General features: G+C 61.4%; 8 protein-coding genes. 5 read left to right on the top strand and 3 right to left on the bottom strand.

Annotation, left to right across the window (positions count from 1 at the left end; all coding sequences use genetic code 11):
* The first annotated feature begins 122 nt into the window (after positions 1-122).
* Both aceB and aceA read left to right on the top strand, forming a co-directional pair.
* Positions 123-1,730, top strand: a complete 1,608-nt coding sequence (aceB, locus tag CAK78_RS05845) for a malate synthase A (protein ID WP_094696665.1) — start codon at positions 123-125, stop codon at positions 1,728-1,730.
* A 73-nt stretch (positions 1,731-1,803) separates the two neighbouring features.
* A complete protein-coding gene (gene aceA / locus CAK78_RS05850; RefSeq protein WP_094696666.1) occupies positions 1,804-3,117 on the top strand; it encodes an isocitrate lyase in 1,314 nt (437 codons plus the stop codon).
* 113 nt (positions 3,118-3,230) lie between these two features.
* On the opposite strand, the gene hda is transcribed toward aceA, so the two are convergent.
* From hda to upp, 3 genes are all read right to left on the bottom strand, one after another.
* The gene (gene hda, locus CAK78_RS05855; RefSeq protein WP_010633474.1) at positions 3,231-3,932 is read right to left on the bottom strand and encodes a DnaA inactivator Hda; all 702 of its coding nucleotides are present in this window, start codon (positions 3,930-3,932) and stop codon (positions 3,231-3,233) included.
* A 215-nt stretch (positions 3,933-4,147) separates the two neighbouring features.
* Complete coding sequence (locus CAK78_RS05860; protein ID WP_094696668.1) at positions 4,148-5,167, bottom strand: DUF2066 domain-containing protein; 1,020 nt, start codon at positions 5,165-5,167, stop codon at positions 4,148-4,150.
* 145 nt (positions 5,168-5,312) lie between these two features.
* Positions 5,313-5,939: a uracil phosphoribosyltransferase gene (upp, locus tag CAK78_RS05865; protein WP_005302745.1), complete on the bottom strand. Its 627-nt coding sequence runs from the start codon at positions 5,937-5,939 to the stop codon at positions 5,313-5,315.
* Positions 5,940-6,114: 175 nt separating this feature from the next.
* Here upp and purM point away from each other — a divergent pair, with 175 nt between their 5' ends.
* The 3 genes from purM to CAK78_RS05880 all read left to right on the top strand — a co-directional run.
* Positions 6,115-7,152 carry a phosphoribosylformylglycinamidine cyclo-ligase gene (gene purM, locus CAK78_RS05870; protein WP_094696669.1) on the top strand — a complete coding sequence of 346 codons (1,038 nt, stop codon included), beginning with the start codon at positions 6,115-6,117 and terminating at the stop codon, positions 7,150-7,152.
* On the top strand, positions 7,149-7,787 hold the full coding sequence (gene purN / locus CAK78_RS05875) for a phosphoribosylglycinamide formyltransferase (protein ID WP_094696670.1): 639 nt from the start codon (positions 7,149-7,151) through the stop codon (positions 7,785-7,787). The genes purM and purN overlap by 4 nt, the downstream gene beginning before the upstream one ends.
* 98 nt (positions 7,788-7,885) lie before the next feature.
* The coding region (locus CAK78_RS05880; RefSeq protein WP_141214132.1) for a transposase at positions 7,886-8,117 on the top strand (232 nt) is incomplete at its 3' end.

The following is an 8,117-nucleotide window of genomic DNA, read 5'->3' on the forward strand; positions in this document are numbered from 1 at the left end:
GAGCAATATTTCGCACCTTATGAATCGTGTTATCCCGTTGTTACGGGATGATTGAAAAAACAGGGATCGACTTTAGTCGTAGTTAATTAGTTCAAAATGTAATTCTCAAAGGAGTGAACACTATGTCGGCACCGGCCCAGACCCACTGTAGCGCCCGTCTGCGCATCCAGGGCGAAATGCATCCCGATTACGCGCAAATTCTGACGCCGGACGCGGTGGCCCTGGTATCCGAACTGGTGGAACGCTTTGCTCCCCAACGGGACGAATTGTTGAAACAACGTGTGGCACGCCAGGCCCGTATCGATGGCGGCGAGCTACCGGACTTCCTGCCTGAGACTGCCCACATCCGCGCCGGCGACTGGACGGTACGCGGCATTCCTGCCGACCTGCAGGATCGCCGTGTGGAGATCACCGGCCCGGTCGAGCGCAAGATGGTGATCAACGCCCTCAACGCCAACGTCAAGGTGTTCATGGCGGACTTCGAAGATTCACTGGCCCCCGCCTGGAACAAGGTGATCGAGGGTCAAATCAACCTGCGCGATGCGGTCAATGGCACCATTGCCTACCAGAGCCCGGAGGGGAAATCCTATACCCTCAATGCCGAGCCTGCGGTGCTCATCTGCCGGGTGCGCGGTCTGCACCTGCCGGAGAAACACGTCACCTTTGATGGTGCCCCCATTCCCGGCGGCCTGTTCGACTTCGCCCTCAATTTCCTGCACAACCACAAGGCGCTGCTGGCCAAGGGATCCGGCCCCTACTTCTACGTGCCCAAGTTGCAGAGCCATCTGGAAGGGCGCTGGTGGAGCGAGGTGTTCGCCTGGACCGAAGACAAGTTCGGCCTGCCCCGCGGCACCATCAAGGCCACCGTGCTGATCGAAACCCTGCCGGCGGTGTTCGAGATGGACGAGCTGCTCTATCAGATGAAGGATCACATCGTGGCCCTCAACTGCGGCCGCTGGGACTACATCTTCAGCTACATCAAGACCCTCAAGAACCACCCGGATCGCGTCCTGCCGGACCGCCAGGTGGTGACCATGGACAAGCCGTTCCTCTCCGCCTACTCGCGACTGCTGATCAAGACCTGTCACAAGCGCGGCGCGCTGGCGATGGGGGGCATGGCCGCCTTCATTCCGGCCAAGGATGCCGCCGTCAACGAGCAGGTCTTCGCCAAGGTACACGCCGACAAACAGCGTGAAGCCGACAACGGCCATGATGGTACCTGGGTGGCCCACCCGGGCCTGGCCGACACCGCCATGGCCGTGTTCAACGCCACCATCCCGGCCGGCGCCAAGAACCAGATCGACGTGCTGCGCGAGCAGGATGCCCCCATCACAGCTACCGACCTGCTGGCACCCTGCGAAGGAGAGCGCACCGAGGCAGGCATGCGCACCAACATCCGGGTTGCCCTGCAGTATCTGGAGGCCTGGCTCAATGGCAACGGCTGCGTGCCCATCTACGGTCTGATGGAAGATGCGGCTACCGCCGAGATCTCCCGCACCTCCATCTGGCAATGGATCCGCCACGGCAAGAGCCTCTCCACCGGCCAGGTGGTGACCAAGGATCTGTTCCGCCAGATGCTGACTGAGGAGCAGGAGGTGGTCAAACGCGAGGTGGGCGAAGCCCGCTGGCAGTCGGGTCGCTTCGCCGAGGCGAGCGCCCTGATGGAAGAGATCACCTGCGCCGATACCCTGATCGATTTTCTGACGCTGCCCGGTTACGAGCGGCTCTGAATCACGGGCCCCGGGCGGGGCTCGCCAATAACAAGTCAATGGAAACGTGAAATCAATGAAAGAGGGAACTGATATGGCACTGACCCGTGAGCAACAGATCCAGGCTATCGAGAAAGACTGGGCGGAAAACCCCCGCTGGAAAGGGATCAAGCGCGGCTACAGCGCCGAAGATGTGGTGAACCTGCGCGGCAGCTTGCAGCCAGTGCACACCCTGGCTCAGCGCGGTGCTGACAAGCTGTGGGGCCTGATCCACGGCGACGCCAAGAAAGGCTACGTTAACTGCCTCGGCGCCCTGACCGGCGGTCAGGCTGTGCAGCAGGCCAAGGCGGGGATCGAGGCGATTTACCTCTCCGGCTGGCAGGTAGCGGCAGACAACAACCTCTCCTCCACCATGTATCCGGATCAGTCCCTCTATCCGGCCAACTCGGTGCCGTCGGTGGTGGAGCGCATCAACAACTCCTTCACCCGTGCCGACCAGATCCAGTGGGCCAACAAGGTAGGGCCGCAGGATGAGGGCTTCATCGACTACTTCCTGCCCATCGTCGCGGATGCGGAAGCCGGCTTCGGCGGCGTGCTGAACGCCTTCGAGCTGATGAAGGGGATGATTGAAGCGGGCGCCGCCGGCGTCCACTTCGAAGATCAGCTCGCTTCCGTGAAAAAATGCGGTCACATGGGCGGCAAGGTGCTGGTTCCGACCCAGGAAGCGGTGCAGAAGCTCGTCGCGGCTCGTCTGGCGGCCGACGTCTGTGGCACCACCACCCTGGTGATCGCCCGAACCGACGCCAACGCAGCAGACCTGCTGACCACGGATGCAGATCCTTACGATGCCGACTTCCTGACCGGTGAGCGTACCGCCGAAGGCTTCTACAAGGTGCGTGCCGGCATCGATCAGGCCATTGCCCGCGGTCTGGCCTACGCCCCCTACGCCGACATGGTGTGGTGCGAAACCGCCAAGCCGGATCTGGACGAAGCGCGCAAGTTTGCCGAAGCGATCAAGGCCCAGTTCCCGGATCGCATCCTGGCCTACAACTGCTCGCCGAGCTTCAACTGGAAGAAGAACCTGGACGATGCCACCATCGCCCGCTTCCAGCAGGAACTGTCCGACATGGGTTACAAGTACCAATTCATCACCCTGGCAGGGATCCACAACATGTGGTTCCACATGTACGAGCTGGCCTACCAGTACGCCCGTGGCGAAGGGATGAAGCACTATGTCGAGATGGTGCAGCAGCCCGAGTTCGCCGCCGCCGAGCGTGGCTACACCTTCGTGGCGCACCAGCAGGAGGTGGGCACCGGTTACTTTGACAAGGTGACCACCGTCATCCAGGGTGGCCAATCCTCGGTGACCGCGCTGACTGGCTCAACTGAAGAAGATCAGTTCCACTGATTAGGCAGAACTCTTTGAGAGAGTCCTTGAGATAGCAAAACCCCGGCCACTGGCCGGGGTTTCTTTTTATTCATTGCTTAGGCGTCGCTCACACTCAAGCACACCCGAAGGACTCAGAGCTCGAGGATCTCTTTAACAAAAGGGATGGTCAGCTTGCGCTTGGCACGGAAAGAGGCGTTGTCGAGCTGATTGAGGGTGGTGAGCAGGGTGCGCATATCGCGCGAGAGGCGGTTGAGCAGGAAGCGGCCCACGTCGATGGGCAGTTTGAAGCCCCGCAGCTCGGCACGCAGCTGCAGGGCACTGAGCTTGCCCTCATCGTCCAGCTCGTCGAGGTGGAAGCTCACCCCCCAATCGAGACGGGAGGCGAGATCAGGCAGCTGCAGCCCCAGTTTGCGCGGCGCGCTGCAACCGGTCACCACCAGGGTCCCCTCGCCCTTCTCCTTCCAACGATTGTAAAAGTCGAACAGGGCGCGCTCCCACAGGGCATTGCCAGCGATAGCCTCCAGGCTGTCGAGGCAGACCAGCGGCAGGCTTTCGAGGGCATCCAGCATGCTGGGGTCGAGCTGTTCGAACTGATCGAGAGAGAGGTAAGCAGCAGCGGCGTCGCGGGCATTGACCTCGGCGCAGGTGGCGTGCAGCAGATGGGAGCGGCCCGATCCCTTGGCCCCCCAGAAATAGAGGAAAGGCGAACCCTGACCAATGGCCGCATTCTTGAGGGCGGTGATCAGATGAGCATTGTTGCCGGGATAAAAACTGACGAAGGTTTCATCATCCGGTAGTTGTACGGCTAAAGACAGTTGGGCCGGTTGCTTCACTCGTTGGGCTTTGACTGTGACATTTGCGGGCCAGTGTATCATTGCGAAGGCGGATAGAGAACCGCCCGGACGATGCCGGGCGGTGTGGATCCTCATAAAGGATCGAGGCTGCGACCATTGCTAACGAAAGCGGCTACTCCTTGGCCGACGCACTCAAGCCCTGGCAAGAGAGCGCCCATGGCTCTCGGCCGAACGGTCAGGATCCTCGACCAGGATCAGGGCTGCGACCACTGGTAGCTCAGCCCCTCCGGGGTATCCGCCAGCTGGCGCAACCGGCTCTCCAGCTGCAGCCCGCGGATGAGCTCGGCCTTGTCCCCCTGCAGGCTCAAGTTGAAGGTCACCTTGTCCCCCTCCAGTTTGCCAATCTCCACCTTGGTGACGCTGGCCATCCCCTGCAGCATCTTCTGCACCGTGATCATGCCGTCGATACCGGACAGCCCCTCCACCACCAGCGTCTGGCTGGAGGCAACACCGGAGATGCGCGCCCCGTAGTTCTGCACCAGCCAGCCTGCCAGGGCATCGGCGAACGTCTGCGCCACCTCGGCCTGGGTGCCAGCGCCCTCACCCTTGGTCAGTTCACTCAGCTCAGCGCCAGCCTTGGGCCCGTAGAGACCCCAGTCGATGCTCCACTTGTCCCCCTCCGGGGTGAGCTTGCCCAACACCACCATCTCGGCGCCATAGCGCTGGCTCGCCTTGAGGATGGGATCGGCGAAACGGCCCCAGACGTCGGTGGCATTGACCGCCATGTTGTCATCCAAGTCCATCAGCGGAATGCTGACCGGCAACCCCATCGCCTGGGCCTGAGTACGCAGGGCAGCGGCCCAGCCATCGCTGGACTGATCCGGCAGAATGCGCCGCTCCCCTTCATTGATCACCAGCCAGATGGCGACCTGCGGCCGGGCCGGGCCCAGCAGGGCGAACTTGCTCTCGGCCACCAGGGCATTGACCTTGGTCACGTCGAAATCGGCCTTGAGAAACTTCACCGGCCCCACGTCCTGATAACCGTAGTGCTGCACGAACGCGCCGGGGGCCGCCAGCGCCTTGACCACCGCCGGCTGGGTTAGGATGTCGCGCTTGCCGGTCACCTTGACGAGCACCTCGCCCAGGGCCTGGGACTGAGCTGCCGCCATGTCGCCGCTGGTGGGGGCCTTGCCCTGATAGAGATCGGTCACCTGGGCGGCCGACACCATGAATGACAAGCCGCAGCAGAGGGCGGTCACAACACGTTTGAGCATGAGAAAAGTCTCGAAATGGGAGATGGTGCTTATGGTAGCGGCAAGGCGCGCATGGCAGCAAGCCGAGGGCGGGAGAAACAGCGGAGCCGGCGAGATGCCGGCTCCGTTTGCGCGCCAGCCTGGCACGCCTTGAGGCGATAGCGGCTTACTTGGTGCCGAAGATCTTGTCGCCGGCGTCGCCCAGACCCGGGACAATGTAGCCCTTCTCGTTCAGGCCCTGGTCGATGGAGGCGCAGAACAGCTCCACGTCCGGGTGAGCGGCTTCCAGCGCCTTGATGCCTTCCGGCGCGGCAACCAGCACCAGCACCTTGATGGACTGGCAGCCCTTCTTCTTGAGCAGGTCGATGGTGGCGATCATGGAGCCGCCGGTGGCCAGCATGGGGTCGATCACCAGCGCCAGACGCTCTTCGATGTTGCTGACGATCTTCTCGAAGTAGGGAACCGGCTGCAGGGTCTCTTCGTCGCGGTAGATGCCGACCACGCTGACGCGGGCGCTCGGCATGTGCTCCAGCACGCCGTCCATCATGCCCAGACCGGCACGCAGGATGGGCACCACGGTGACCTTCTTGCCCTTGATCTGGTCAACTTCCACTGGCCCGTTCCAGCCATCGATGGTAACCTTCTCGGTTTCGAAGTCAGAGGTCGCTTCGTAGGTCAACAAACTGCCCACTTCCTTGGCCAGTTCACGGAAACGCTTGGTGCTGATATCGCCTTCACGCATCAGACCGATCTTGTGCTTGACCAGGGGGTGTTTGACTTCAACGACTTTCATTATTATCTCCTCTAACTGCCGCAAAAAAATCGCGGAATCATACAACAAAAGCCGCCGCTTGTAGAGCATTTCCGCGCAAAAACGCGCAAACGATTTCCTTTCTGGTTTTTCACCGCCACTGTTAGAATACGCCCCGAATTTTACCCTCCACTTCTTTATATGACGGGGAATACGCGTGACTGACAAAACCTCACTGAGCTACAAGGATGCTGGCGTGGATATCGATGCCGGCAATGCACTGGTTGAACGTATCAAGGGCGTGTCAAAGCGCACTCGTCGTCCTGAAGTCCTTGGTGGTCTTGGCGGCTTTGGGGCCTTGTGTCAAATCCCTGCGGGCTACAAGGAGCCGGTGCTGGTCTCCGGCACCGACGGGGTGGGCACCAAGCTGCGCCTCGCCATCGACCTGAAGAAGCACGACACTGTGGGCATCGATCTGGTGGCCATGTGCGTCAATGACCTCATAGTGCAAGGCGCCGAGCCCCTCTTCTTCCTCGACTACTATGCCACCGGCAAGCTGGACGTCGACACCGCCGCGGCCGTGGTCACCGGCATCGGTGCCGGCTGCGAGCAGTCCGGCTGCGCCCTTGTGGGCGGCGAAACCGCCGAGATGCCGGGCATGTATGAAGGGGAAGACTACGACATCGCCGGTTTCTGCGTCGGTGTGGTGGAGAAGAGCGAGATCATCGACGGCAGCAAGGTCGGCGACGGGGATGCCCTGATCGCCCTGGCCGCCAGCGGCCCCCACTCCAACGGCTTCTCCCTCATTCGCAAGATCCTGGAAGTCTCCAAGGCCGACGTGCAGCAGCCGCTGGGTGAGACCACCCTGGCCAATGCCCTGCTGGAGCCAACCCGCATCTACGTGAAACCCGTGCTCAAGCTCATCAAGGAGTGCGAGATCCACGCCCTCTCCCACATCACCGGTGGCGGTTTCTGGGAGAACATCCCGCGCGTGCTGCCTGCCAACACCCAGGCGGTGATCGACGAGCAGAGCTGGCAGTGGCCGGCGGTGTTCAGCTGGCTGCAAGAGGCCGGCAACGTCACCCGTCACGAGATGTATCGCACCTTCAACTGCGGCGTCGGCATGATCATCGCCCTGCCGGCGGATCAGCTGGAAAAAGCGCTGACCCTGCTCAAGGCAGAAGGCGAAAACGCCTGGCACATCGGCCATATCGCCAAGGCGGCCGATGGTGAGGAGCAGGTCATCATCCAATGATGCGGATCCTGGTCCTTATCTCCGGCAACGGCAGCAACCTGCAGACCATTCTCGACAGTTGTGCCGACGGCAAGATTGCCGGTCAGGTGGTCGGCGTCATCAGCAACAAGGCCGATGCCTATGGCCTGGTGCGCGCCAAAGAGGCGGGGGTGGCCACCGCCATCCTCGCCCAGCAGCAGTTTGCCAGTCGGGAGGAGTATGACGCCGCCCTGCTGGCGCTGATGAACGACTATCAGCCCGACCTGGTGGTGCTGGCCGGCTTTATGCGGATCCTTAGTGCCGACCTGGTGCGGCACTTTGCCGGGCGGATGGTCAACATCCACCCCTCCCTGCTGCCCAAGTACCAAGGGCTGCACACCCACCAGCGCGCCATCGACGCCGGTGATGACGAGCACGGCGCCAGCGTCCACTTCGTCACCGAAGAGCTCGACGGCGGCCCGGTGATCCTGCAGGCCCGCGTTCCCATCTTCGAAGGGGACACGGCCGAGGAGGTGGCGGCCCGGGTGCAGGTGCAGGAGCACAGCATCTACCCGCTGGTGGTGCAGTGGTTCTGTGAAGGCAGGCTGCAGATGCTGGAGGGTGCCGCCCTGCTCGACGGCACCCTGCTCGGCCCCGCGGGTTATGCCAGCGAGTAACGGTTAACCGCAGCATGCAAAATAGAACCTGATTACCCATGATTAGCAGTCACCCCGAACTATACTGATCTTATGCACAGTTATCGAGGAGCGAGATCATGGCCAAAAGCAAAGTCCAATTCCAGAAAGGCTACAGCCTGTTTGAGCTTCTCAAGGACTATGGCACTGAAGCTCAGTGCGAAAACGCGTTGTTCACTTGGCGTTTTCCTCACGGCTTTGTCTGCCCTGAATGTGCCAACAAGACCTGTTGTCACCTGAAAAGTCGGCCACGCGTGCTGCAATGCAATCACTGCCATCACCAGATGTCATTGACTGGGAACACTATTTTCG

Origin of the sequence: Aeromonas sp. A35_P (assembly GCF_002259925.1) — a bacterium.
In the GTDB taxonomy this organism is placed as follows: Bacteria; Pseudomonadota; Gammaproteobacteria; order Enterobacterales; family Aeromonadaceae; genus Aeromonas; species Aeromonas dhakensis.

Bases quoted from the DNA above. Each gene is read 5' to 3' on its own strand.
- aceB (WP_094696665.1), top strand. From the start codon at position 123: ATGTCGGCACCGGCCCAGACCCACTGTAGCGCCCGTCTGCGCATCCAG.
- aceA (WP_094696666.1), top strand. From the start codon at position 1,804: ATGGCACTGACCCGTGAGCAACAGATCCAGGCTATCGAGAAAGACTGG.
- CAK78_RS05860 (WP_094696668.1), bottom strand. From the start codon at position 5,167: ATGCTCAAACGTGTTGTGACCGCCCTCTGCTGCGGCTTGTCATTCATG.
- upp (WP_005302745.1), bottom strand. From the start codon at position 5,939: ATGAAAGTCGTTGAAGTCAAACACCCCCTGGTCAAGCACAAGATCGGT.
- purN (WP_094696670.1), top strand. From the start codon at position 7,149: ATGATGCGGATCCTGGTCCTTATCTCCGGCAACGGCAGCAACCTGCAG.